The organism is Bacteroidota bacterium (assembly GCA_035506275.1).
Classification (GTDB): domain Bacteria; phylum Bacteroidota; class Ignavibacteria; order UBA10030; family UBA8401; genus JAGVPT01.
Genome location: DATJPT010000020.1, coordinates 1 through 25,311, shown reverse-complemented (window position 1 = coordinate 25,311; position 25,311 = coordinate 1). Strand labels below are relative to the sequence as shown.

Sequence of the window (25,311 nt, the reverse complement as noted above, 5' to 3'; positions counted from 1 at the left end):
ATGCAACGAGCACAGATTGCCTGAACGACCATCAAGGACGGAGGTACAATGATATCGAGGATCTCTACTGCCTGTTTTGTAATCGTCTTCACCATGTTCCCGTTCCAGCTATCATGGGGCGCGGAAGGGAAAGTTCAGGGGAAGGTGACGGATAAGACGACCGGCGAGCCGTTGATCGGAGCCAATATTTTTCTCGACGGAACCAGCAGAGGAACGGTGACCGACATCGACGGAAAATATGTCATTCCGAATGTTCCCGAAGGAACGTACACGGTAAAGGCGTCGTATATCGGCTACAAAACGAACTCGAAAAGTATAGAAGTGAAGGGGGGGGAGCCGGTTGATGCGAGCCTCAAATTGGAAGTGGTCGGTGTTACCGCGGCGGAGGTGGTCGTGACGGCTCAGGCGAGCGGACAGAACTCGGCGATCAACCAGCAATTGGCCTCGCAGAACATCGTCAACGTCGTGTCGTCGGCGCGCATCCAGGAGCTGCCCGACGCAAACGCCGCAGAATCGGTCGGCAGGCTGCCGGGTGTCTCGCTCGTCAGGAACGGCGGCGAGGCGACGCAGGTCGTGATCCGCGGACTGCAGCCTCAATACAACGTCATCACAGTGGACGGCGTACCGATCCCGGCAAACGATGCGGGGAGCATTTCATTCAACACCGGCACGGGCGCACCGGTGAATTCACCAGGCGGCCGCGGGGTCGATATGAGCATGATCTCCTCAAACTCGTTGGAAGGGATCGAACTCTATAAAACGGTAACTCCTGACATGGATGCCGGCGTCCTTGGGGGCGTCGTCAATTTCGACATCCGGGAGGCGAAGGGGACGGCCACGGGGGGGACTTCGGTCACGCTCCTTGCACAGGGTGCCTACAACGACCTCATGAGCACCGCGAAGGATTATAAGATCGTCGCAAGCGGAGAGCAGCGATTTTTCGACGACCAGCTCGGCGTTTTTGTACAGGGGATCGCCCAGCGGCAGAACCTCACGTCGAATCAATTCGGAGGTTCGTACTATCAGCCCAACAAACAGGACAAGCCCGACTCGATCGTCCTTGGCAGCATGAACCTGACCTTTTCACCGAACCAACAGCAGCGATACGACGGAACTGTCACGATCGATTACCGGCTGCCGGACGGCAAGATCGCTCTTCTGAATTTGTACAGCCACGGCAAGATGTCGAACGAATCTCATTCTGAGACGTACGACCTTGCCAACTACGGGAACGATATTCAATTGGGCACCTCGTTGTCGACGAACGAGCTCAATGTCGTTTCAAATATTCTGGATTATGAGCAAACGCTGGGCGCGGTAAAAGTGAACGTGAAACTTTCGAATGCGTATTCTGACAATCTCACCCCGAGCGGATGGTCGGTCACCTTCGATCAGCTCTCTGCCGGGACGGGCAGCATCCCGAATTATGACAGCCCGGTTCAAATCGCTCAACAGGCGCATCCGCTCATCAACCTCAATAACATGTCCTGGGCCGGGAATTCGACATGGAGGAGCTACAACAAGCAGGATGACAAGCAGGCCTCTGCCGATCTGCAGACGAGTTTTAATCTGTCCGACCTGATTTCCGTCAATGTCAAAGGGGGAGGCCAGTACCGGTACACCACCCGATACTATAATTATGACGACGGCTTCGGCAGCCTGTTCAGCGGAGCGGCGGCGGGATTCCGTTACAATCTTGTGCAAGCCCTCCCGTGGCTGACTCAGGCGCCGTATAATTTCGATCCGACGGGCAACAGATATTTTCCTGTCAACGGATTCTACAATCCGAACATGAATTTCGGAAAATTTCTGAAGGGGGAATACGGAATGTATTCCGCGATCGATGCGGGGACGATCGATAAGATCATCAGCGAAATAAAATCACTGGGGGCGGCCACGGCGACGCCGCAAACGGTTCCGAGCTATTTGCCGGACCAGTACGGCTCCATTGCCAGCGATTACTCCGGGAATGAATTCAGAAGCGCCGAGTATCTGATGGCAACGATCAATCTGGGACCGCAAATAACGATCATACCCGGGGTCAGGTACCAGGGGCTTAAAACGTCTTACACTGCGCCCCATTTTATCGGCGACGCGGACGCCACCAACCCGTACCCAAACCCGCTCCAGTATTCGCTGGTGACCCAGGATGAGTATCACGGATATTGGCTGCCGGACGTGAGTGCAAAATACGACCCGCTGGTGTGGCTCAGCATTCGGGGATCGTATACCAGTACGCTTTCATACCCGGATTTCAGCACGATCGTGCCGAGGGAAGATGTTTCGAGCAATAGCGGCCACTATGTGGTATGGAACAATTATTCGCTGCGGCCGGCCTATGCGCATAACTACGACCTCCGCGTAGCTGTCTACGATAACAACGTCGGTCTGCTTGCCGTCAGCCCGTTCGTCAAGCGGATCGATGACCTGATTTTCAGCCAAGGGACGTACATCGCCGACCCAACGAAGTATCCCGGAGTTCCCAGTTATACAAAGACTTTTTCGCTCACCACGTACATCAATAATCCGTACCCGGTGACGATCGCGGGAATTGAATACGAATGGCAAACGCATTTCTGGTATTTGCCCGGGCCGCTGAGCGGATTAGTCCTCAACGTCAACTATACGTATATCCCGGCCAAGGCCTTCAACACATACAACGCGCAGTATCCTATCACCCTCACGGAGCATTCGCCGGTGTATCCTTTCCCCACCATCCATGTCGATACCACATACACCGACAAGCTCATCCAGCAGCCGAACGAGATCATGAACGTGTCGGTGGGATATGATTACGGCCAGTTCTCGATCCTGGCTTCAATGATCTATCAATCGCAGGTGTACAACGGCACAAACTTCTACAACTCGCTCCGTTCGGACAAAACGAAGTACTCGCGGTGGGACCTTTCTGTAAAACAGGGGCTGCCGTGGGGCGGCCTCGAGGTCTACTTCGATTTGAATAACCTCAACAGCGAAGAAGACATCTATCTGGTCAGGGGATCGGGCTTTCCGAACTCAGAATCGAATTACGGTTTGACAGCCGATCTTGGACTCCGTTGGAGACTCGACTAATTGACTGAACAGACACCAACAAAGAAAGGAGGGATCAAATGAAGGCGAAATTCCCTTAGGGGATAGCGTTACTTCCGGAAATTTCGATACCAAGTGGCGGGTGCGAGGTTCGTGAGGCGATGAACATCGTTAGCAAGCAGCAAAGCATAAACAAGGCAACAATTTCACTCTAGAGGAGGCAAGTCATGAAAGTAACATCACTGTTGTTACTATTGATTTCTGTGATGGCGCTGTCTTTTGTGCCATCAGCTTCGTTCGCGGCCGCCGACACTGTCGTCGTGACGGCGTTGCCGCCGGGCAATCTGAATAATATCATCAACGCGGATACCACCGCGACGGGGTTCGTCAAGCCGAACACTGTTTTTCTTCTGAAACCCACCGGCACCATCGACACGGTCTATTATATGACGGCGCCGATATCGTCAAAAGGGAGCATCACGATCGTGGGGTATCTCAATCACGCAACCGGTCATCCGCCGGTCGTCGCTCCTTCGATTGCCGAGGACAATTCGTCGATCGGCAACTTCTTCAGCCCGCAGGGCAATGATACGCTTTCACTCAAGGGCATCTATTTTATGGGAACGAGAACCGACAGTATCTCGTTCACCGGCAGATTCGTTGCTCCGGCAGGCGATTCCAACGTTTTTTATTTTGACCACTGCATTCTCGAGAACATCTCCGGAGCCGGCACTCCGAACCTGTTTGATACGTGGAATCACGACCACAACAGCTTTTACATTACCAATTGTGAATTCAGGAATAACCAGGATGACAATCCACAGAACCCCGGTTTCGCGTGGATCGACCCGGGAACGTATCCGTGCGATACGGCAAAGTTCTGGAACAACACGTTCTTCCTGACCGGCGGATATGTTCTTGGATCGTCGGGATACGGCGCGACCTATCTCGATTTCCAGCACAACACCATATTTATTTCAGGACAAGGCGGCGCGTTCGACTTGTATCAGATGCACCATGCGGTGATCAAGAACAATATCTTCTTCAGTGTTTCATCGGCAGCGTACCCGAACTCGTGGTACAACAACGCCGCCGGCTCATGGGGCTCTGCGGTCATTCCGTTGGACTCGCTCCGTTCGTTGACCTCCGCTCCCTACAACATGACAGAAGCAGACAGGCATCTCACGATCTCGAACAACGCCTATTGCTGGCCGAAACAAATAACCGACAACTGGGCGTTGCTTAACAGCGGCGCCATCGCCGGCGCAGCGTCGAATATTCCGTTGCGCGCGCCGGACTTTATCAATTCGCAGCCGGGCATGCTGACGAACAAGACGGCGTGGCCGAACATTACCGCTGCAAGCAACGACAGCGTTGACCCGGGATTCAATAGTACGCTCGTGCAATTGGCGGCTGGAAAAATGGCCGTCTTTATCGATACGGTGTGGGCTAACAGCCAGTCGGGCATGGGGATTCGTCCCTATGTGTATGCGCTCGACGATCCGCCGACATGGACGGGCGTTTCCAACACGTGGGCGGCAACCCAAGGGTATCCCGTGCCTGAAAATCTGCGCTACAGCAATACCTCGCTCCAGTCTGCAGGTTCGGATGGAAAAGCGCTCGGCGACCTGAACTGGTTCCCGGAACAGCTCACGGCGGTCAAAGAAGCGCCGAGCACGGTTCCGATGGCGTTCTCGCTGAGCCAGAATTATCCTAACCCGTTCAACCCGGCATCGAAGATCGAGTTCACGATCCAGTCGTCGGGCTACACGACGTTGAAAGTGTACGACGTACTCGGCAGAGAGGTCGCAACGCTTGTCAATGAAGTGAAAGCTCCGGGAAGCTATACCGCAACGTTTGACGGCAGCAAACTCTCGAGCGGAATCTATTTCTATACGCTCAGAGCCGGCAGTTTTACTGCCACAAAGAAGATGCTGCTGCTGAAGTAAAAGCTCACGCTGAACACAGAGAGCTGAATCCCATTCTCCTCAGGAGTCAGGCGGCATTGAACTTAGATGCCGCCTGATCACCGGGAGAGGGGTGTCGGGCAATGGTGACTGTGAACGGGATCAAGGCTTGTTGAGATGATGTTTTACAGATTGTTGATGTGAACAGGCAAAGGAAGAGGTATGAAATGAAAAATTTTACGATACGCCCGCCGCAAAGTTACGTCGCAATATTTATTATCTTCTTCTTTGCCTTGCTGGATGTTCGCGATGCACGCGCGCAATTCGCATACGGCGCGGACATCGGATGGCTGTCGCAGATGGAGGCATCGCATGTTGTCTTCAAGGACAACGCGGGAGTCCAGAAGAACTGCATGGAAGTCCTGAAAGAGAAGGGGATCAATGCGCTCAGGTTCAGGGTGTGGGTGAATCCGAGCCCGGCATACTGCGGAAAAGAAGATGTTGCGTATATGGCACACCGGGCGGACAGCATGGGTTTCAAAGTAATGCTCGATTTTCATATGAGCGACACGTGGGCCGACCCCGGGCATCAGACCAAACCGGCGGCGTGGGCGCACGATTCCGTAAGCCAGCTGCTCGCCGATATCTACAATCATGTGCGCGACGTCCTTGATACGCTGAAATCACTTGGCGTCACCCCGGCGTGGGTGCAGATCGGAAATGAGACTAACGACGGGATGCTCTGGCCGGACGGACAAGTGTCCAAAGGTCATATCGAAAATTTTGCCGCCATGATCCAGAGCGGCTACAATGCCGTGAAGTCGGTGGACAGCAGCATCCAGGTGATCGTTCATCTCGCCAACGGGCATGACGACGGTTCGTTCCGGCAAATGTTTGACAATCTGAAATTCTTCGGAACCCACTGGGACATCATCGGGATGTCGGTCTATCCGTACTGGGCGAACCTGCCGTGGGCTGAGGACGACAGCCTCGCCCTCATCACGATGAACGACATGATCGCGCGGTACAGCACAAAAGTGATGGTGGTGGAAGCGGGGTATCTCTATAATCAGGCCGTTCCCGCCAACGCATACCTTCTTGACCTTATCGCGAAAACGAAATCGGCGGGAGGGCTTGGAGTGTTTTACTGGGAGCCCGAAAGCTACAACTGGCAGGGATACCAGCTCGGAGCCTGGGATCCTGCGACGAAAGAACCGACAGTTGCAATGAATGCCTTTTTAGGGCTGGGCCCGACGTCGGTCCATGGCACAACGGAACTTCCCCATCTCGATTTCAATATCTATCCGAACCCGTTCAATCCGAGTACGAACATTCAGTACTCGCTGCCGCAGCGCGAAAAAGTCGTCATCAAAATTTATGACACGCTCGGACAGCCGGTGCAAACGATCGTCGATGCGACCGAAGAAGCAGGACTGCACACGGTCGTCTGGTCGGGGAAGACCATAAACGGCCGGCCGGCGGCATCGGGCGATTACTTCGTCAGCTTCAGCCATGATGGAAGTGTCCAGGTTCATAAAATAACCTTGTTGAAATAAAAGGCCGGGGATATTTTCAGGACAGTTTTGTCATGCGGCGGTAATTGAAGCAAGGCCGCCGCAGTGCATTCCATCCACAAGAGACAGACCTCACGATCAAATCTGTTGTGAAAAGATCTTTCATCGCATCGAACCAATAGGTCGAAGTATGAAGCACCGCATGAGATCAATTGCCTTTGCCGTCCTTCCTCTCTTCATGATCGTCTTTGCCGGCACCGCTCCTGGTCAAGAACATTCGAGTGCACGAAGGCATTTATTGATGGATTTTAACTGGAAGTTCACGCTCGGCGATCAGAAGGGAGCCGATGCTGCTTCCTATGACGACGGCGGCTGGCGTGTGCTGGACCTGCCGCACGACTGGAGCATCGAAGGGGAATACAGCAACAACGCGCCGACCGGAGGCAGCGGCGGTTATCTCCCTACCGGGATCGGATGGTACCGCAAACACTTTCGCCTCCCCGATCTGTCCGCTTCAAAGGAAGTGTGGATCGAGTTCGACGGCGTTTACATGAACAGCGATGTATGGCTTAACGGGCATCACCTTGGAAACCATGCGTACGGGTATACAAGTTTCTTTTATGATCTGACGCCGTATCTCACCGCCGGCGAGAATGTCCTTGCCGTCCGCGTCGACAATTCTCTCCAGCCCAATACACGATGGTACTCCGGATCGGGGATCTACCGCCATGTCTGGCTTGATGTCATCGATCGGCTTCACATCGGTCATTGGGGAATCGCTGTCACAACGCCCGATGTCTCCGAAGATACAGCGGTGATGGAAGTGAAATCGGTCATCGAAAACAACGGGACGGGGGCAAAGAATGGAAGGCTGGTAACGACGTTGATTTCAGCCGGCGGACAAAAAGCAGCAAGTGAAGAGAACAGGTTTGCATTAAAACCGGGGGAGCATGTCGAGCTGGATCAACAGTTCCATATCGCCAAACCGGATCTTTGGTCTCTTGATTCGCCGGCAATGTATCAACTTCAATCAGAAGTTTTTGACGGAAATAATAAGGCCGACGAAACGGTCACGCGGACCGGCATCCGAAAGATCGAGTATAATGTCGATGAAGGATTTTTCCTGAACGGCAGGCACGTTAAGATGAACGGCGTCTGTCTCCATCATGACGGCGGCTGTGTCGGTTCCGCCGTTCCCGAAGATGTCTGGCAGCGCCGGCTGGAGATATTGAAGTCGATGGGATGCAACGCGATCCGGACTTCGCACAATCCTCCGGCTCCCGAGTTTTTGGACCTATGCGACCGCATGGGATTCCTCGTTATGGACGAGCCGTTCGACGAATGGAAGTACGGGAAAAGGAAATACGGTTACCACGACTATTTCGACGACTGGTCGCAGCGCGACCTGGTCTCGATGATCCACCGCGACCGGAACCATCCTTCCGTCGTTTTGTGGAGCGCTGGGAATGAAATTCCCGAACAGAAATCGGAGAGCGGAGCCGCGATGCTCGGCGCACTGGTCGAAACATTCCATCGCGAAGATCCGACGAGGCCGGTCACCTCGGCGTGTGACAATATCGCCGCAGACGGCGGTGCGACGACCCTCGCCTTCCTGAACAGCCTCGATATTGTCGGCTACAACTATGTCGACCGATGGCACGAGCGGCGGGAACTGTTCTACAGTATCGACCGTCACGACCATCCCAATTGGAAAATGATAGGCACCGAAAGCTCCTCAAACAGCGGCGGCATTCGCGGGGCATATTCGCTCGGCGGCGATTCAACCGTCGTTCGTCCCGATTACAATTATCAGATGATCGATGCTGAGCAGCTCTGGAAATTCGTCAGCACGCGCCGCTACGTCATCGGCGATTTTATGTGGACCGGCATCGATTACCTCGGCGAATCGCAATGGCCGTACAAGAACGATTCCTTCGGCGTCCTTGACCTCTGTGGCTTTCCGAAGGACGGATATTACTTCTACCAAAGCCGGTGGACCGAACCGCCGATGGTCCATCTGTTTCCGCATTGGAACTGGAGAGGACGCGAGGGGCAGGTGATTCCGGTCCTTTGTTACACGAACTGCGACGCGGTGGAACTGTTTCTGAACGGAAGATCCTTCGGCGAAAAGCGGATCGAATTTCCACGGCAAGGGCATTCCGGCGCGTGGAATTTGTACGATAAGCCGCTTGTGAATGCGACCACGGGGGACTTGCATCTGCAGTGGGACGTTCCGTATACGCCGGGAACGCTCAAGGCGGTCGGCAAGAAAGACGGCAAGATCGTCTGTACACAAGAGATCCGCACGACCGGCGATCCTTCAGGCATTCGGCTCAGCGTTGATCGCGATACACTCAAAGCGGGGGAGCGGGGCGCGGCCAATGTCAAGGTGGAAGTTGTTGATGAAGCCGGGAATATTGTCCCGACGGCGGATAATCTTGTGCATTTTTCTCTGGCAGGGCCCGGAAAGATCATCGGTGTCGACAACGGAGATCCGGCAGAACATTCTTCCTACAAGGCCGACCGGCGGAAAGCCTTCAACGGACTATGCTTGGCTGTCGTCCGGCCGACAAATACGGCGGGAACAATTATGATAACCGCCGCCTCAGAGGGATTAAAAACATCGACACTTCAACTGCAAGTGCAGAAAGGAAATCCGATCCCTGCCGTTCCGTGATGTGCGCTCCATGTCACTCAGAAGAAGGCGAAAAGCAAAAACCCGGCGGGATGGCTGCTGGGTTTTTTTGTTTCGCGCAGTCCAAGCGGGGAAATTGATAATGCCCGTAAACAGTGATATATTTACGGGCGAATCAACCAACAGAATTGGAAGAGGGAATTTTATCCTTGTCCGGCTCCAGCAGCTGGACGGTACACAACACAACATCGACCTCACGTGAAAATTATCCTCAGCAGGAAGGGCCTCGATTCGCGGTCGGGGGGATTCCCGAGCCCGATCTTCTCCAACGGCAAGATGGTGCCGCTCCCCGTTCCCGACAAACAGTCCCGCATTAAATACGGCGACGTGCGTATGAACGGTTATGATTTGGGAGGACTTGTGGCCGCACTCTCAAGGGGAGCGATGACTTCCGACGACCGGGCTCATCTTGATCCCGACCTCGTCTCCGACAGTCTGGACCGAGGGAGCGAATGGAGGTCTTTCTTCGGACAAGCTGGTGTTTCGCAGGATCATCTAAAGAAAGAGGGGGTCGGCGCGAACGACCTCTTCATCTTCTTCGGGCCGTTTCAGAACGTCCTCAATGTAGGGGGGGAGATGGTGTTCAACCACAACGACCGGGAGCGGCATGTGATGTGGGGATGGATGCAGGCCGATGCGGCTATTGAAGTGAACACTGACCATGAAAAAGACTTTCAGTGGGTTCACTACAATCTCCATTATAAGAAGCATAAAGAAAGCAATTATACGTTGTATCTTGCCAAGCAGTTTCTCAACCTTCCGGGGATGAAAACAGAGCATACAGGCGCGGGAATATTCAGATCCTTTGGCGCCGATCTGCAGCTGACGAATCCCGACGGGGATAAAGTCAACGACTGGCGACTTCCGAAGTGGTTCTATCCCCGGGAAGGAGCGAAACCCCTGACATATCACGGGGAAATCAACCGCTGGTCGCGCGGCGGCCAGTACTGTTATCTTGATTCGGTCAGCCGCGGGCAGGAATTCGTGTTGGACTGCGCGGAATACCCGGAGAGCATTGGCTGGGTGCACGACCTCATCAGCCGCTTCGGTTGATCTTCCGGGTTTTCCGCCAGGGCTTCTCCCGTATTATTTCGCTTGTGCAGACGAATAGATGCCGAATAAGTCGTACGGCCTCTTGCTGAAAGTATCGTTCAACAAGGAACTTGTCAGGAAGATAAAACCGACGAATCCGAGAAGAACGAGGAACTGGGCCATCGACGTCTTTTGAATTTCATGCTTCGACTTTACGTCGCATACCTCGCCGGGACAATATTGCGCTTTTTCCTTGTAGAAAAATGAATACACCTTGCATCCCAAGCAGATGCCGAAGGCCGATTCAAAAAATAAGAACGCCAAACAGACGAGACACAGGCTTCCCGTGATCGGGCTGAAGGCGTTGACGATCACCAGAAAGATGAACATAACGGCCGATATCGCGAGACCGATCATCCAGGCAAATTTCTTCTGCTGAGCACCGACGTACTCCGGCACCTGATTCCGGACGATCAGACGTCCGATGATCAGTGTTGGCGAATATTTCGGGTTAATAAAAACGCGGATGAGAAAATCAGTCAGGAAGAACGTCAGCACGTACTTGACGAGGATGAAATTCTGCTTGAAAAGGATCATGATCAACGACATGAACACTGCTACAAACAATAATCCGGCCGACGCGCGAATTTCCCGTTCATTGAGGACAGGAATGGCATAGCCTTCCACATGTTCACCGAAACCGAAAACTGTACTCATGAGACCCTCTGCTTTCTTTTTGTTCTGTGGGTGACGCCCCGGTAGCAACGACTAGATGTTTGCAGGACTGCTGCTGTTTGAACGGGATTTGGGGGGATTTGTTGCGGGGAAATTCGATACACGAGGGGATTGACCGTGCTCAAAGGGCCAGGAATGGTTGGAGCGCCGAACATTAAGCGCTACACGACGATGGCGAAGAGGTCGTTATTTGGCGCGCAGCTGGTCAAAAACTATTTTAGCAGCAGCATTTTCTTCGTATCTGTGTACTTCTTATTCGAATTGGATGCAGGCAGGACAGTGATTTGGTAAAAATAAATGCCGGAGGGAGCGCTGGCATTCCAGGACTTAGTAAATGATCCAGGGCCAGCAATTTCATTCGCTAATTCCGCTACTTCTTGTCCCAGAATATTGAAAATTGTGAGACGAATAGGGCTTTGCTCTGGGATATCGAAGCGGATGGTCGTCGACGGATTAAATGGGTTGGGATATGATTGATACAAAACGAAGTTGTCCGGAACCGTCGACATTGCTGATTTCACAACTGTGGACGAAAGGTGCCAACCCCCTTCGTGAAACAGCGTATCGATTTCTGCGCGAGTCAAAGCGCGGTTATAGATACGAATATCGTCGATAGCGCCTAAGAAAAAGTTCCCGGTCGGGTCGAAGATGCCTCCCCCGCCGATGTTGAAATAATACTTCGTGCTGCCGAACGATGCGGCCGACGTCGGCGTTGACTTTTTCATAATGCCGTCGACATAGAACCAGAGAGAATCCGAATCAGCAACCGCCGTTACCATGTGCCAACCGCTAACCATTCCGGAGGTGGAAACCAATACCCCTTTTCCTATCCGGTCCAGCCACGCGTCCATGTTCGCCGTATCCAAAAATCCAAACTCGAAGAGATCGTTCTGACCGAAGAAACCTATTCTCACTCCAAGAGATTCGGGGTATATCCAGCCTGTCGCCGTTAATCCAGAGAAATTATTCAACAGAGACAAGTTTGTCGTAATCGAGCTGCTGGTCCCATTGAATTCGTATGCCTTGTTCGCATTTCCGAAACGGTCGGCCGTCAGCACAGCATTGTTCACCGATCCGTTGTAGCCGATTCCGCTCTCGTCATTGGCATTGCCGTTGAACGGAAAATATGCAATCAATCCGTTCGTTGGCGCTTGAGCGAATCCGAGGCTGAAGGTAATTGCCGCTGATAAAAGAGAAAGAACTAATTTCTTCATGAGAGCCTCCTTTTTCGATCGATAGTCTGACGCGGGACTACGGTAAGATAATATTTCTTAGAGGAGATTTCCACAACGGGTGCCATCACTTAGAGAATTAATGTAAAGATAATTCTTTGACAAGGAGAACGATGTCTATCAAAATGCATCAAGTAGAAAAGTTCAATCCCGCCGTGTTGTGCGTTGGTTATCTTTAGCCATGCGGAGTATTACACGTTTTCAGGAAAACCGAGCAGTCTTTTTTTTGACGGCTCTATGGAGGACGGTTCGAGAAGAAGTGTGAATGTTTTTTTATTGAAAAGCCAACCGCGTCGTAATACTCTCATAATATGCTGCTGGTATACTGGCATGTTATTCCACTGAACTCTTCCACTTGAAAAAGATTGACCTACTATGAACTCAATTGACGATGAATCTGTGATGGCAAATAATAATACTCCTCTCGATGAAATCATTCATTACATTCCTTCCGTTGAATCCAAGCTTCTCGGGGAGCAACTTCAGCCGCTTTTTGGACAGTATAAGAGCAAGTCGCTTGTGGTGACGGAAGCCGGCGCCCCAATCGGGTTTCTCTCATACCGCCGGGTCAACGACCTCTTGTCCACACAATTCGGTTACGCCGTGTATCAAAAGCGTCCGGTGACCGCATTGATGCTGCGCGATTTTCTTTTTGTCGAATCGCACTGCACAATTGGGGAGATTGTTGAACGTGCGCTGGAACGGGAACAGGATATGCTGTATGAAGACATCGTTGTGATCAAAGATGGATTGTACCTCGGCTTGCTTTCAATTGCTCAGGTTCTTTCGGACCAGCGGCGCAACATCACAGAACAAATCCAGCGGCTCGAAGAAAAAGGGCTTGAGCTTGAAGAAGTGAACTCTCAGCTCAAAGAAGCGTTGGCAAACCTTCGCAAGACCGAGCAGCAGCTTCTTCATTCCGAAAAAATGGCAAGCATAGGGACATTGGCAGCCGGCGTGGCGCATGACTTCAACAACATGCTTGCGGTCATCGAGTCGAGCACCTATCTCCTGAAAACGAAACTTCCATTTGGCTCCCCCCTTGTAAAATATTGCGACATGACCGGAAGCGCGATCGAGCGGTCGGCGGACCTCATCAAACAGCTTCTTCAATTCTCTCAGAAGAATGTGATCGATGTGAAATGCACCTCGCTCAACAAGATCGTCCACGACATGCTGCGGATTCTGGAACGCTCAATCGGAAAAAACATCAACGTTGACGTCAAGCTGGACGAAAACCTTCCGACGATCGAAGGAGACGAAACGCAACTGCAACAGGTAATTATGAATCTTGCTATCAATGCGCGGGATGCAATGCCGGAAGGAGGTACGCTTACGATCTCGACTGAAAGCGCTGTGGTTGATTGGCCGTATTGCAAACAGCACCCGCTTTTTGCCCCTGGATCCTACCTCAGGCTTGTTGTGCAGGATACCGGGTGCGGGATTCCCCAGGAAAACCTGCAGCGCATTTTCGACCCTTTCTTCACGACAAAAAAAGTCGGCAAGGGGACAGGGCTGGGGCTCTCGGTCGTCCACGGAATCGTCGAGCGGCACGGGGGGACAATCCAGGTCTACAGCGAAGTAGGAAAGGGGACGGTTTTTCACCTCTATTTCAAACCGTCCGAACGGGGAACGTATATCGAGACGGCTCCAGCGCAGGGCAGGGTGGTAAAGGGGAGCGGGACGATCCTGATCGTCGACGACGAAGAATTGCTGCTGGAACCCAACGCAGAGATGCTTGTCGGATTGGGATACCGCGTGCTCACTGCTTCGAGCGGGTTTCGCGCGGTGGACATTTACCGTGCCAGGCACGCTCAGATCGACATGGTCTTACTCGATATGGCGATGCCCGGCATGGATGGGAGGCAAACCTTTCGCGAGATGAAAGCGATAGACAATACGGCCAGAGTGCTTTTCGCGAGCGGATTCACCGATAACGAGAAGTTTAAGAATGTCATCGATGAAGGAGCTCTAGGGCTCATTCGCAAACCGTTCAACGCACGAGAACTTTCGGAAAGAATAAACTCCATTCTCCGCGAAAATGGCCCTGTAAAGAAATTGGTCCCGGATTCGCTGACGGTGGATTGATCTCGTACGAAATCTTGGAGGAGAAAATTCTGTCCGTTAACCAGTGTTGTCCACGAGAGATGATCGCAGAACATCGTTTACGATGAGCGCCTTTCTCTCGACAGAGATATTGAGGATGCGATTCTTTGAGATGTTTTTTGCCGTCAGCGATAATTCTTTGTGGATATCGGAGTACGACAGGCGCGGATGCTTTTCGGCTTCCCTCGTAATCGCAAATTCACTGCAGGTTTTGCATTTGATCAACTTCCTTCGCGAGGGATCGATCACCACGGCCTCGGAAGGTTTGCCGCAAAGGGGGCACAACTGGATCAGGATGGAACTCATAATTCCTCTTAATAATCGTTGTCTTTCAGGCGAGTCAGAAACATAGAGGCAACCCGGAAAAAGAACGGGTGTGTCGCTACGGGAAATGATTCCGGGGAAGCTTTTCCCCGATCGAATATAGGAGAAGAATACTCAGGAATCAAGAAAGGCGCGAACCAGGTTCGGCATTCGAAGGTGAGGCGTTTGTGAATGATATCAATTTGAAACTCGTCTCACCTTACATCGATTCCCCCCTGATCCTCTCTCTTTCATCCCGAAAAATGCTGAAATTGAGATACTGCCAGAAAGACATAAAATCAATCTCACCGAACGCTGAAAAATATTTTTCCTCGATAGAAAATGGATCCTGAAGAACGAGCCCCTGGCTGGCAGATACGATGCCTGAAATGCGGGCATCTCGATGATTGGGGAAAATACGGAATCCGGATGGCGGGGGCGGGCAAAACCTACACGATCGGGAAATGTCCGAAGTGCGACCGCTTCCGCTTGCATGTCATAGAGAAGAAAAAGCAGGAGCCGGCTCAGTAAGCTGCAATGCTGCGCCCACTACATCCAGCGGCGCACTCGCTTTTTATACTCTGCGTATTGCTCACCGAACGCTCCGGCCAAGATCTTTTCTTCGTTCGGTATGAATCGTCCCCGAATGATTAGCCAAAAAGAGAGAGGTCCGACGAGAGTGCCCCACGTCCCGCACAGAATTGACGCGCCGGCCAGAATCAGAGTCATGCCAAAATACATCGGTTGGCGAAACCATGTGAATGGACCATCGGTGATAAGCGCCGCGGGCTTTTCATAGGGCTTTACGGTTGTCCGTCGCTGTTTGAGAACCCGGTCCGTCCATACGTTAAGCGTGCATCCCAAAATTACGGGAATGATGCCGAGCAGGGTTAGGGGAAAGATAATGAACGATGTTCCTCCGAGAAGAAAATGCATAAGCAGTGCAACTGCAAGCGAGGCAAAAAAGTACGTGGGGGGAAGAATTGATTTTTCAGTCATGATCTTTGTCCTTTAAAAACATCTTCGTTCAATAAGACGTTTATCGAGGAAGAATATGCTGTGCGGTCGCACAGATGATTGGGGAAAAAACGGAAACCGGCCGGTTGGGAGGGGAATATCCACCACAATCGAAAATGCCTGAAATGCAACCGCCTTCGTTTCCTCGTGATAGAGAAGAATAAAACGGTTGCAGTTCAATAGCCAGTGTGTTTCACCTTCGGTGCGTCAAGCACGGACCTGTATCCTCGAAGGCATCCACATCTCTTTCACTACCAGCAGAATACCCCCTACCCCGAGGATGCATCCGGCAAGAGCGACAAGCACGCCGAGCACCGGAATTGCCGTTGCTATCTGGACAATGATCAAGCCGACAAGAAGGGCGCCAAACAAAACATACCGCTCTTTTCCTTCCAGAGTGAAGATCTGCTGCGCGACAACGATCGCGAGAGCGAATTGCGAACAATAGAGGACCCACGCGAAGATTGTCAGAAGCAGGATCGCTAATGGAATTCCGATAAGCGTCAGGCATAGCATGAATGCCGCGATCGGGACGCAGATCATCGCGAGGATTCCCCACACGGCTGACATTCCCCATTCCTTTACCACCGTCTGGCCAAGTTGTCTCAATTGGTTCGGAACAAGAATCGTGACCGCGGCGCCGAAGAAGACCAGGCCGAAGAACCAAAAAACCTTCAGCCAAAAGCGCCAGACGGAAAGGCCGAGGATCTCCGCACGTTTTTCAGGCTGCTGGAGGGAGATATCGACGCTGCCGGCGACCGCATGGTCGGCTATGGACACGAGCTCTTTGTCTTTCACAACCGCGCTCACATTGCCGAGCACATGCCCGCCGTCGGGAATTGAAAGACGGTTTCCTGCGAATTTAAGATCCCCTCCGATCGACCCGCTGACGGACGCGTCACCGGATGCGATTTTTGCTTCCTTCGATACCTTCCCTTGCACATCCATCGTGCCGCATGCCGCCAAGAGATTTCCGTCGAGAAGAGCTTTGCGTCCGACGCGGATGGTCCCTCCCGCGGCTGAAACATCTTTTCCGGCTTCGCCGTCCAGCCAAATCGTACCGCCGGCCGCGCGAATGTGTTCGGTCACTTTGCCGTTCAGCGTCAGCATGCCGCCGGCGACGATCAGATCTCCGTTGATCGTTCCTTCGACGTCCACCGTTCCTCCGGCGATGTACGCGTCGCCGTTGATCGTTCCGTCGATGACCACGTCGTCGCCTCCGCCGAAGTACCATCCCTCGTGTACCTCGTTCGCGCCGAGCAGGACTCGTTTAGTGTGCCGGCCGTACTCGCCGTTCCAGCCGTTGCATGAAAATCCCATAAAAGCGAAGATCGCGCAGCAGACGATCGTTTTTATAGAAAATTGATATGATTTCATTTCAACCTCCCTTGAATGTATTCCTGCATACGTGTCAAAATTTAATTCGTTTCAGTTCTTTTGTCGATCAGACGATTTTGCACGGGATGACCGCATCTTCGTCGAACGAATAGATCGCGCAGAGGCGGTGGTATCCATCGGCGATAATGACCCTCCCGTGCGCGGAATCGCGGACCAGCAGGAGCGGGGAGAGTTTCTTTCCGGATTTGATCTTTTCGCGGTCTTTTTCGACGTGAAGGTTGCTGATGCCAAGGGAAGATAAGCCGCTCGCCCTGAAGATATCTTTTGCCTTGAACTGCGAGAGCGGAGATTTTCTCAGCTTCTGTACGAGCGCTCCGGCTTCCGACTCCTTATAGATGAGACTCAAGTACGATTTGGCAGCCGGATAATCGTGCTCTTCGGGCTTGTCGAGCCATTCAATATCGGTCCCTCTTTTGGCCATGATTTTCTTTCTAAGTGGAAGTCTTGGAAGTATACACCAGTCATCTCATTTTTCGTGTGCTACTTAGCGAAAAATTCCAAGAATTGCAACTGAAAGGGACGTGCGCAAAAATCCCCGTTGTTCTTAGCAGCAAATTTCAGAGGGAGCAGATGGGAGCTTCATGCGAGGATTACTGCATTCAATCGGAATTCGCTTCACGATCCCGGCGAAAATGCGCGGCAGCTTTCGTAAAAACTTCGTTGAAGCTTTCGTCGACCAGATGCCCCTGCGCCCCGGTCGTCGGAAAGGGGTTGATATGGGTATACGGAAAGGGGAAATCAAGCACCTCCACGTGTGTGCCAATATCCCTGTACTCGCCTTTCAACGTATTGAGCACTTCGGCTGCCGGGATAACGTCGTCCTTCCTTAAGGCGACGGCATAGAGCTGTTTCTGCAGCTGCCGAAATAATCGTTCGCGCTTTTCTTTGTTCTTCTGGTATGTGAGCATGAGCCTGAAGGCGACTCCTGCCGGGTGCCCTTCGCCGAAATAATGAGCGATGCGTTTATCGAGAACGAGCTCGGTCTCCAGACGTTCGCTGAAAAATGAATGCAAAGCGATGGTGGCATCGCTGTCCAGGATGAACTTGGAATTGGGGGACATGCGGTCGAGCGTCGGTCCGCCGCAGAACATGAAAAGCTTCGAGCGTTGGAAATAGCCGTGAGGGTCTGCCATCAGCAGGATCTGGCCGAGGAATGATCCCACGGAGTAGGAAAAAATATCTACACCGGCATTCGGTGCGATCAGCGGATGCGACCCGTCGCGGATCTCAGTGACCAGCCGCACGACATCGTCAAAGGTCTGCAGACCCGACCAAAAGTAGCGCTGGGGGATCTGCTCGATCCGCGCGCTGATCGCCGCGTTCGCAAAGCTGGAATTGTTGATGGCCGGGGAGTGCCTGCGGCGGATGTCCGAAACTGCATTCATGGGACGGGCACTTCCCCATGCTGCAGGGGCCCGATTCATGTGAAACGCAATCGGAAAAAGAAGGACCGCTTTTCCGGTCAACCTCAACAGTTCCGCGGCCCACGGGAGATACTTGTTCCATCGATGCTCATTCAACCCGTGAAAGAACAGGATGACTCCTTCTGCGCGCGCAGGAGCCGCCTTTTTGAAGATGAGGTAAGTGAATTTCTTGTTCTCGGCGATGTCGATATCGCCATGGGTCAGTATATCGGGATAGGCGGGCGACCGGCGCGGGATCTTTGGCTCAAGCTGTTCGTGGAACACGATCCCGTGTTCGCCGCAGACATACGTGAGCGCTCCCGGCAGTGAGGTCCACGAAGCCGACGTGAAATCGCATCGGTGGATGAAAAACTCGTGTGCCGGTACGGGCAGCGTTGTCGCGCGCGGGTCGTAGAGGGTGTCGAGATACTGACAGGTTTCGCGGTAGGTCACTGTCGCGAATCGATGATCCGGAAATGAAGAATTGCATACAAGTAAAAGAAAAAAAAATCCAAGAGCAACAATGGTGAGAAATAAAAAGCATTTCGGATTTAAGGGAGATTGGCGGCGTGTTAATTCGACCAGCGAGTCTCGTTTGATGTTTTTCTGCTGTCATCCTCCTTGCGGATTTCTGGCAAAGCCATTCATTCGGAAGATGCGCGTTTACATGTAGGAATGGTTGTTCCGAAGTCCCGACGGGTTGACCTTGCCGGAATCCCGCGGCGGCTGAAATTCTGACAAATTTCCCGTCAATTCTTTACAAGCTTTTTACACCCAAAATGGCAGCAATGCCAAGATCTCCTTCTGTTGTCGGCAATATTTATGCGGTTTTGGAAAGAACCGCCACCTCCCGAATCTTGATAATTCTCTTACGCTTGCCGTGCTCATCTTTATACCCCTCTGATTGCATACAGGACTGACCTCTCTGATATTTGCACACGTGATTTTTTAAGAGCATCAAGAAAACCATTTTGCCAAAAAGGAGGAATGTAAATGAATCTGCTGTTCTGGCTCCCGGCGATGTTCCTGTTGGGCATCGCATTGATGGCGCTCTGCTACCTGTTCATGGAAGCCTGCGATAAAATTTAACAACCGAAAGAGAGGATACACATGATTTATGTAACCGCAGTCATCGCCTTGTTCCTGTTTGTCTATCTGGTCGTCGCTTTCATTCGACCGGAAAAATTTTAAGCAAAACGATTCTAGAAAAGGAGCTTGTACGATGAATTTCCAAATTTGGTTTCTCCCTGTTCTCTTGCTGGCCACAGCGACCGTTATAGCATTTCCGCTCAGCAAATATATGGGGTGGATCATGGACGGAGCATACCGCCCAATGAGGATCTTTGCATGGTTCGAGAGGCGGTTGGACAGCGGTTTCATCCCGATCATTGCGCCTGTGGCTATGGCCGCGTTTCTCGGAAGAAAAAAAACGAGTCCGTCCAGCATCGGAACGCTCCGCACCGATACGCCGACCTTTGCCTATCTCCTGCTCGGCACCGTTCTCATTGTCGGCGCATTGCTCTTTCTTCCCATCGCTGCACTCGGCCCGCTGGCCGAACATCTGGGGCCGATCCCGTTCGGCGGATGACGGCCGCGCGTTTTTTATTTGTTGAGATAGTTCAGATCACATAGACAGAAGGAGTTAATAATGAGCGAGGTTCGCGTACTAGAACATAAAGTTGAAGGAGCCGTGGAAAGTCTTTCTTCAAAGACTTCCAAGCCCCCCCGACGTTCGAAGAGGAGGGCATTGCTTGAAAAAACCACCGCCCTGCCAGCGTTGAAACAGTCCTTCCTCATGCTGCGGCCGGACGTTCAATGGAAAAACCCAGTGATGTTCGTTGTCGAAGTCGGCGCCGTCCTGACGCTTGCCTATGTCTTCGCGGCGGCATTCGGGAACAACGTAAGCCAGGTGCCGATCACATATTTCATCGCGCTGACTGCATGGCTCTTTCTGACCGTCTGGTTCGCAAATTTTGCAACCGCGTTGGCCGAGGCGCGGGGAAAAGCGCAGGCCGAGACGCTCAGGAAGGCGCGGCGCGATACCATCGCACATCGTTTGACGCCGGACGGTTCGATCGTCCAGGTCCCTTCAACCAATCTCAAAATCGGCGACCGCGTTGTGGTCCAGGCCGGCCAGATGATTCCGGGGGACGGCGAAATCGTTGAAGGTATCGCATCGGTCGACGAATCGGCGATCACCGGCGAATCAGCTCCGGTCATTCGCGCGGCACACAGCGATGCATCCGGCGTTACCGGCGGAACGTTCGTTCTCTCCGACAGGATCATCGTCGAGATCACGAGCGGAGCGGGAGACTCATTCCTTGACAGAATGATCGCTCTTGTCGAAGGAGCGATCAGGCAGCGGAGTCCGAATGAGATCGCATTGACACTGGTTCTGTCCGCTTTCACGTTGATCTTTTTGATCGTTGTCATTCCCTTGTGGCCGATGGCGTGGAACGCGGAACAGTATATGGGCTCGTATCTCGGAATTTCCGAGCCGCTGAAAAGCCTTGGGACGGATGTGCCCACGTTGATCGCACTTCTCGTCTGCCTTATCCCGACCACCATCGGCGCATTGCTTGCGGCGATCGGCATCGCGGGAATGGACCGCGCGCTGCAAGCGAACATCATTGCGAAGAGCGGTAAAGCGGTCGAGCTTGCCGGCGACATCGACGTTGTGCTCCTCGACAAAACCGGCACGATTACTCTCGGCAACCGGCATGCGACGACATTCTATCCGGTCGGACGATACAAAGAAGCCGACCTGGCCCGGCTGGCAGCGTTGGCCTCCTCCGCCGACGAGACTCCGGAAGGGAAGAGCATCGTAAAACTATTTGAGAAGACGAGCAAAGACCCCCTTAATGTTCCGAAGGATTCCGTTTTCGTTCCGTTCACCGCACAGACACGCATGAGCGGGATCGATTTTGCCGGCGGACGCCAGATTCGCAAGGGCGCAGCGGACGCTGTCTTTGAATTCGTTCAGGAGAACCGCGGAAGGGTTCCGGCTGAGGTCAATCCGATTATCAACGACATCGCTAAAAAAGGGGCAACTCCGCTCGTTGTGGCGGACGATTCTCATGTTGTCGGCGTCATTGCGCTTGAAGATATTCTGAAGCCGAACATGAAAGAGCGGTTTGACGAACTCAGGAAAATGGGTTTGCGAACGGTCATGATCACCGGGGACAATCCGATCACGGCGGCCGCTATTGCAGCTCAGGCCGGAGTCGATGATTATCTCGCGAAGGCAACGCCGGAAAAGAAACTTGAATTCATCAGGAAGGAACAAACGGACGGAAAGCTTGTCGCCATGATGGGGGACGGCACGAATGATGCGCCGGCTCTCGCTCAAGCAGACGTTGCACTGGCCATGAACGCCGGAACGCAGGCCGCGAAAGAAGCCGCGAACATGGTCGACCTCGACAGCGACCCGACCAAACTGCTCGAAGTGGTCCATATCGGCAAACAGCTGTTGATCACCCGCGGCGCCCTGACAACGTTCTCGATCGCCAACGACGTCGCAAAGTACTTTGCCATCATTCCCGCGCTTTTTGCCGGGACCCTTCCATGGCTGAAGGCAGTCGACATCATGAACTTGCATTCGCCAACCTCGGCAATACTTTCAGCCGTGATCTTCAACGCGCTGATCATTCCGGCATTGATCCCGGTCGCCCTTAAAGGGGTTAAATACCGCGCGATGGGGGCCGACGACCTTTTGAGGAAAAACTTGTTCAACTGGGGGCTCGGTGGTGTCGTGCTGCCGTTCGTCGGCATTAAGCTCATCGATATGGTGATGGTTGCATTGCATTTTGTGAACTAAAGTCTGCACATAAAGGAGGATACGAAAATGTCTAAAATTATTGGAAAGAGTTTCCTGCTGTTGTTCTTCGCAGTCGTTATCTGCTGCGTCCTTTACCCCGGAGTTTTGTTGGCCATCGGGCAAGCATTCTTCCCTTTTCAGGCCAACGGGAGCATCGTGAACGGGCCGGACGGCAAACCGGTCGGATCGCTTCTTATCGCGCAGCCGTTCACCAAGGACGAATATTTTCAGCCCCGGCCGTCGGCTGCTTCTTTTGACGGCTCCGCTTCTTCGTCATCGGCGCTGGCAGCTTCAAATTACGCGTTGCGCGACCGCGTTGCGCGTGCCCTCGGTCCGATCGTGCGTTACGCGGACGGTCCGAAATCGGGGCAGCTCGTTGCATCGGATATTGAAAGCTGGTTCCAACATGACGTCTATCAGGGAGCGCCTCACATCGTTGCGCAGTGGTCATCGATGCATCCCGCAGACGCAACGGCATGGGTGAATACAGACTCACTTCATATCGGCTATGTCGCCGATTGGGCGAGCAAACATCAGGATGCGGTTGCACAATTCATCAAGAGCAACCCGAGCATTCCGCAGCCGGCACCTTCGGATCTCGCGGCGACATTTTTCCAGAGTTTTTCAAATGACAACCCCGGCAAATTTCCTTCAGCCATGCCGGACACCGGTGCTGACGGCAAAGCGTTCACCGTGATCAAACCCGTCAGCGCCGGTTCTGATATTCAGTCGATCTTCTTCGACATGTGGAGATTGGAGCACCCCGCCGAGAATTTGCAGAATATTCCGGGGGACATGGTCACGACATCGGGTTCCGGCCTCGATCCCCACATCACAATGCAGAACGCCGAATTTCAGCTGGATCGGGTATCATCGAAATGGGCGGCGGACTTAAAAAGGAAACCGGCCGAAGTGCGAAAAGAAATCGAGAACATTCTGGCCAACAACGCCTTCGCGCCGCTCAACGGGTTTGTGGGGGAAAAAATGGTCAACGTGCTTCAAGTGAACCTCGACCTCCGGAATCAATATGGCGCTCCGCAATAAATAGAATTTGGGTGCACACGTGCCGTCGAAATTTCGAAGCAGAAGAATAACAAAGACAGAATCGAAACAATCGGGGAGACTGCTCCTCGTCGAGACAGACGTCGAAATCAAAAGGCTCGTGCTCAAAGTTCTGGCGGCGGCGGGATACAAAGTGAAGCTGGCGGACAATGAAGGCGATCTCCTCCAGCAAATATTTTCCTCACGCTGCCTCCTGGTCATTTTTGGGATGAATGCAGTAGACGTTTCGTATCTCGCCGTCGTCAAAAAACTACGGAGGGTTTCCGCTCTGCCTGTCATTTTCATTATGTATCCGACCGCCGAGAAGGACCGCGCCACGGTCTCGGCGGCCGGAGTGAACGATCAAGTGTTAAAACCCTTCAGCGATGCTGAATTGCTCACCGCTTTACGGTCAGTAATTCGTTCGTATCACAATGGCGGTCAAGGAGCAAGGTTTGAGGCCTCAGCGATTGTCATCAATTTTGAAAATCAGACCGTTGTCAGGAAAGGGAAACCGGTGAATCTGACTCCGACTGAATTTTTGCTCCTCTCGCTCTTTGTTCATAACGCGGGGAAAATCTTGACGCACGATCGCATTTTGCGTCAGATACGGGGGCCGTGGTACGAGCGCCACATCAATTATTCACGGGTCTATACCTGCCGCCTGCGCAGGAAACTGGAGGATGACCCTGAGAATCCTCATTTGATCCGGACGGAATCGGGCAAAGGCTACAAATTTGTCGTCACAGAAGGAGCCACCCAATGAATGCCACATTCGACCTTTCAACCGGTTACTTCCGTGACCTTGTGCGAAAACCGCGGAAGGGGAATCTCAAGGTCCACATGGCCCGTGTTCCCTCTCCCGGACTCTTCGACAGAATGATCGCCGAGGGAAAAAAACTCCTCTCGTTCGATCTCGACGTGGTCGTTGCACTGGATGGCGAGCGGACGGAGGCAGATTTTCCCCGGGCACATGTCGTTAAGGCGAAAGAAATTCCGTTCAAGAACAGTGTATTCCAGGAGATGGATTACGAAGGCATTGTTGCGCGATCTCCGGAAGTGGCGATCATTGACAACCTTTTGCACGTCAACATCTCCGGCGCGGATCACGAGATGAGGTACCAGGAAGTGCGGGATCTTCTCGACCGGGGCATCAGCGTCATCACATCAACATATTCTCCCTTCGGGAACAACCTGAAGGGGGCGTTGGAAAATGTTTCGGGGATTTTCTCGATCCCCTTTCACCGGTGGGCTGGTCTTCCGTTGGATGAGCTGATCACGCTTGTGTTTGCGCCGAAAGAATCGTTTCATCATGCCGAAGTGGGCCTGTCAGAAGAGACCGTCTCGATCGAATGAGCGGATCGGAACTAATCTTATCAAGGAAATATAACTATTCAACCACATTTCAACGGAGCATCTAAATGAAAAGGGCAGTCTTTGTAATCATAGCAATATTGTCGTGCGTGGCAATTTCTTCAGCCGCCGACAGCACATCAGCAGCGCCGGCGCCGGCCCCGATCACCTGGAGCGGGTTCGTCGACGCGTATTACAGCAAGAATTTCAACAGTCCTGCAACAGAGACGAATCAGTTGCGCAACTTCGACATCCAGGAGAACCAGTTCACGCTCTCCCTGGCCGAACTTGTCATCCAGAAGGCCGCCTCGCCGGTCGGCTTCCGCTTCGACCTCGACTTCGGCCCCACGAACGACCTTGTGCAGGGGGGCAACGGGAGCACGCTCAACGTCCTTCAACAGGGCTACCTCACGGCCGTCCTTCCGATCGGCCAGGGGCTGACGGTCGATGTGGGAAAGTTCGTGACCCATATGGGGAATGAGGTGATCGAATCGAAGGATAACTGGAACTACAGCCGGTCGTTCCTCTTTGCTTATGCGATTCCGTATTACCATACGGGGATCCGCTTGACCTATCCGGTCTCGACGGCCTTAAGCGCGACCGTTCATGTGCTCAACGGCTGGAACTCGACCATCGACAACAACCATTCCCAGACGCTCGGATTGACGCTGAACTATACGGCTTCCTCGAGCACGAGCATCGTCTTTAACGGTATCAGCGGGTTTGAA

At 52.9% G+C, this 25,311-nt stretch carries 20 protein-coding genes; 13 read left to right on the top strand and 7 right to left on the bottom strand.

The genetic code is table 11. The features are described 5' to 3' along the window. Nucleotides 1–48: 48 nt before the first annotated feature. From VMF88_15555 to VMF88_15535, 5 genes are all read left to right on the top strand, one after another. Complete coding sequence (locus tag VMF88_15555) at nt 49–3,072, top strand: TonB-dependent receptor (GenBank protein HTY12479.1); 3,024 nt, start codon at nt 49–51, stop codon at nt 3,070–3,072. A 185-nt stretch (nt 3,073–3,257) separates the two neighbouring features. Continuing rightward, a complete protein-coding gene (locus tag VMF88_15550; protein HTY12478.1) occupies nt 3,258–4,979 on the top strand; it encodes a T9SS type A sorting domain-containing protein in 1,722 nt (573 codons plus the stop codon). 185 nt (nt 4,980–5,164) lie between these two features. After that, entirely contained in the window at nt 5,165–6,493 is a 1,329-nt protein-coding gene (locus VMF88_15545) for a glycosyl hydrolase 53 family protein (protein ID HTY12477.1), read from the top strand. Between the two features lie 160 nt (nt 6,494–6,653). Beyond that, a complete protein-coding gene (locus VMF88_15540) occupies nt 6,654–9,128 on the top strand; it encodes a glycoside hydrolase family 2 TIM barrel-domain containing protein (GenBank protein HTY12476.1) in 2,475 nt (824 codons plus the stop codon). A 216-nt stretch (nt 9,129–9,344) separates the two neighbouring features. Then, nucleotides 9,345–10,199 (top strand): hypothetical protein, encoded by an 855-nt coding sequence (locus VMF88_15535; GenBank protein HTY12475.1) that lies wholly within the window; start codon nt 9,345–9,347, stop codon nt 10,197–10,199. Between the two features lie 33 nt (nt 10,200–10,232). Here the strand turns inward: VMF88_15535 and VMF88_15530 are convergent, their stop codons facing one another. Then, entirely contained in the window at nt 10,233–10,895 is a 663-nt protein-coding gene (locus VMF88_15530) for a DUF4395 domain-containing protein (GenBank protein HTY12474.1), read from the bottom strand. Between the two features lie 230 nt (nt 10,896–11,125). Further along, a complete protein-coding gene (locus tag VMF88_15525) occupies nt 11,126–12,127 on the bottom strand; it encodes a LamG-like jellyroll fold domain-containing protein (GenBank protein HTY12473.1) in 1,002 nt (333 codons plus the stop codon). Between the two features lie 393 nt (nt 12,128–12,520). On the opposite strand from VMF88_15525, the gene VMF88_15520 reads away from it, so the two are divergent. Continuing rightward, nucleotides 12,521–14,233 (top strand): ATP-binding protein, encoded by a 1,713-nt coding sequence (locus VMF88_15520; GenBank protein HTY12472.1) that lies wholly within the window; start codon nt 12,521–12,523, stop codon nt 14,231–14,233. Nucleotides 14,234–14,269: 36 nt separating this feature from the next. Here the strand turns inward: VMF88_15520 and VMF88_15515 are convergent, their stop codons facing one another. Continuing rightward, nucleotides 14,270–14,557 (bottom strand): hypothetical protein, encoded by a 288-nt coding sequence (locus tag VMF88_15515; GenBank protein HTY12471.1) that lies wholly within the window; start codon nt 14,555–14,557, stop codon nt 14,270–14,272. Nucleotides 14,558–14,896: 339 nt separating this feature from the next. Here VMF88_15515 and VMF88_15510 point away from each other — a divergent pair, with 339 nt between their 5' ends. Then, nucleotides 14,897–15,085 carry a hypothetical protein gene (locus VMF88_15510; protein HTY12470.1) on the top strand — a complete coding sequence of 63 codons (189 nt, stop codon included), beginning with the start codon at nt 14,897–14,899 and terminating at the stop codon, nt 15,083–15,085. Between the two features lie 18 nt (nt 15,086–15,103). Here VMF88_15510 and VMF88_15505 read toward each other — a convergent pair whose 3' ends face one another. The 4 genes from VMF88_15505 to VMF88_15490 form a co-directional block, all read right to left on the bottom strand. After that, nucleotides 15,104–15,553 (bottom strand): isoprenylcysteine carboxylmethyltransferase family protein, encoded by a 450-nt coding sequence (locus VMF88_15505; GenBank protein HTY12469.1) that lies wholly within the window; start codon nt 15,551–15,553, stop codon nt 15,104–15,106. Between the two features lie 225 nt (nt 15,554–15,778). Beyond that, a complete protein-coding gene (locus VMF88_15500) occupies nt 15,779–16,948 on the bottom strand; it encodes a hypothetical protein (GenBank protein ID HTY12468.1) in 1,170 nt (389 codons plus the stop codon). A 67-nt stretch (nt 16,949–17,015) separates the two neighbouring features. Further along, a complete protein-coding gene (locus VMF88_15495) occupies nt 17,016–17,390 on the bottom strand; it encodes a hypothetical protein (protein HTY12467.1) in 375 nt (124 codons plus the stop codon). A gap of 178 nt (nt 17,391–17,568) precedes the next feature. Next, nucleotides 17,569–18,825 carry a DUF6051 family protein gene (locus tag VMF88_15490; GenBank protein HTY12466.1) on the bottom strand — a complete coding sequence of 419 codons (1,257 nt, stop codon included), beginning with the start codon at nt 18,823–18,825 and terminating at the stop codon, nt 17,569–17,571. Nucleotides 18,826–19,594: 769 nt separating this feature from the next. Here VMF88_15490 and VMF88_15485 point away from each other — a divergent pair. From VMF88_15485 to VMF88_15460, 6 genes are all read left to right on the top strand, one after another. Then, nucleotides 19,595–19,960: a potassium-transporting ATPase subunit KdpA gene (locus VMF88_15485; protein HTY12465.1), complete on the top strand. Its 366-nt coding sequence runs from the start codon at nt 19,595–19,597 to the stop codon at nt 19,958–19,960. Between the two features lie 60 nt (nt 19,961–20,020). After that, nucleotides 20,021–22,189 (top strand): potassium-transporting ATPase subunit KdpB, encoded by a 2,169-nt coding sequence (gene kdpB / locus VMF88_15480; protein ID HTY12464.1) that lies wholly within the window; start codon nt 20,021–20,023, stop codon nt 22,187–22,189. 27 nt (nt 22,190–22,216) lie between these two features. After that, nucleotides 22,217–23,233 carry a potassium-transporting ATPase subunit C gene (locus VMF88_15475; protein HTY12463.1) on the top strand — a complete coding sequence of 339 codons (1,017 nt, stop codon included), beginning with the start codon at nt 22,217–22,219 and terminating at the stop codon, nt 23,231–23,233. 19 nt (nt 23,234–23,252) lie between these two features. After that, on the top strand, nt 23,253–23,996 hold the full coding sequence (locus VMF88_15470) for a response regulator transcription factor (GenBank protein HTY12462.1): 744 nt from the start codon (nt 23,253–23,255) through the stop codon (nt 23,994–23,996). Beyond that, nucleotides 23,993–24,586 carry a hypothetical protein gene (locus VMF88_15465; GenBank protein HTY12461.1) on the top strand — a complete coding sequence of 198 codons (594 nt, stop codon included), beginning with the start codon at nt 23,993–23,995 and terminating at the stop codon, nt 24,584–24,586. The genes VMF88_15470 and VMF88_15465 overlap by 4 nt, the downstream gene beginning before the upstream one ends. 65 nt (nt 24,587–24,651) lie before the next feature. After that, on the top strand, nt 24,652–25,311 hold a 660-nt coding region (locus VMF88_15460), incomplete at its 3' end, for an outer membrane beta-barrel protein (protein HTY12460.1).

Bases quoted from the DNA above. Each gene is read 5' to 3' on its own strand.
- VMF88_15500 (HTY12468.1), bottom strand. From the start codon at position 16,948: ATGAAATCATATCAATTTTCTATAAAAACGATCGTCTGCTGCGCGATC.
- VMF88_15555 (HTY12479.1), top strand. From the start codon at position 49: ATGATATCGAGGATCTCTACTGCCTGTTTTGTAATCGTCTTCACCATG.
- VMF88_15475 (HTY12463.1), top strand. From the start codon at position 22,217: ATGTCTAAAATTATTGGAAAGAGTTTCCTGCTGTTGTTCTTCGCAGTC.
- VMF88_15550 (HTY12478.1), top strand. From the start codon at position 3,258: ATGAAAGTAACATCACTGTTGTTACTATTGATTTCTGTGATGGCGCTG.
- VMF88_15465 (HTY12461.1), top strand. From the start codon at position 23,993: ATGAATGCCACATTCGACCTTTCAACCGGTTACTTCCGTGACCTTGTG.
- VMF88_15505 (HTY12469.1), bottom strand. From the start codon at position 15,553: ATGACTGAAAAATCAATTCTTCCCCCCACGTACTTTTTTGCCTCGCTT.
- VMF88_15540 (HTY12476.1), top strand. From the start codon at position 6,654: ATGAGATCAATTGCCTTTGCCGTCCTTCCTCTCTTCATGATCGTCTTT.
- VMF88_15520 (HTY12472.1), top strand. From the start codon at position 12,521: ATGAACTCAATTGACGATGAATCTGTGATGGCAAATAATAATACTCCT.
- kdpB (HTY12464.1), top strand. From the start codon at position 20,021: ATGAGCGAGGTTCGCGTACTAGAACATAAAGTTGAAGGAGCCGTGGAA.
- VMF88_15495 (HTY12467.1), bottom strand. From the start codon at position 17,390: ATGGCCAAAAGAGGGACCGATATTGAATGGCTCGACAAGCCCGAAGAG.
- VMF88_15530 (HTY12474.1), bottom strand. From the start codon at position 10,895: ATGAGTACAGTTTTCGGTTTCGGTGAACATGTGGAAGGCTATGCCATT.
- VMF88_15510 (HTY12470.1), top strand. From the start codon at position 14,897: ATGGATCCTGAAGAACGAGCCCCTGGCTGGCAGATACGATGCCTGAAA.
- VMF88_15525 (HTY12473.1), bottom strand. From the start codon at position 12,127: ATGAAGAAATTAGTTCTTTCTCTTTTATCAGCGGCAATTACCTTCAGC.
- VMF88_15485 (HTY12465.1), top strand. From the start codon at position 19,595: ATGAATTTCCAAATTTGGTTTCTCCCTGTTCTCTTGCTGGCCACAGCG.
- VMF88_15545 (HTY12477.1), top strand. From the start codon at position 5,165: ATGAAAAATTTTACGATACGCCCGCCGCAAAGTTACGTCGCAATATTT.
- VMF88_15515 (HTY12471.1), bottom strand. From the start codon at position 14,557: ATGAGTTCCATCCTGATCCAGTTGTGCCCCCTTTGCGGCAAACCTTCC.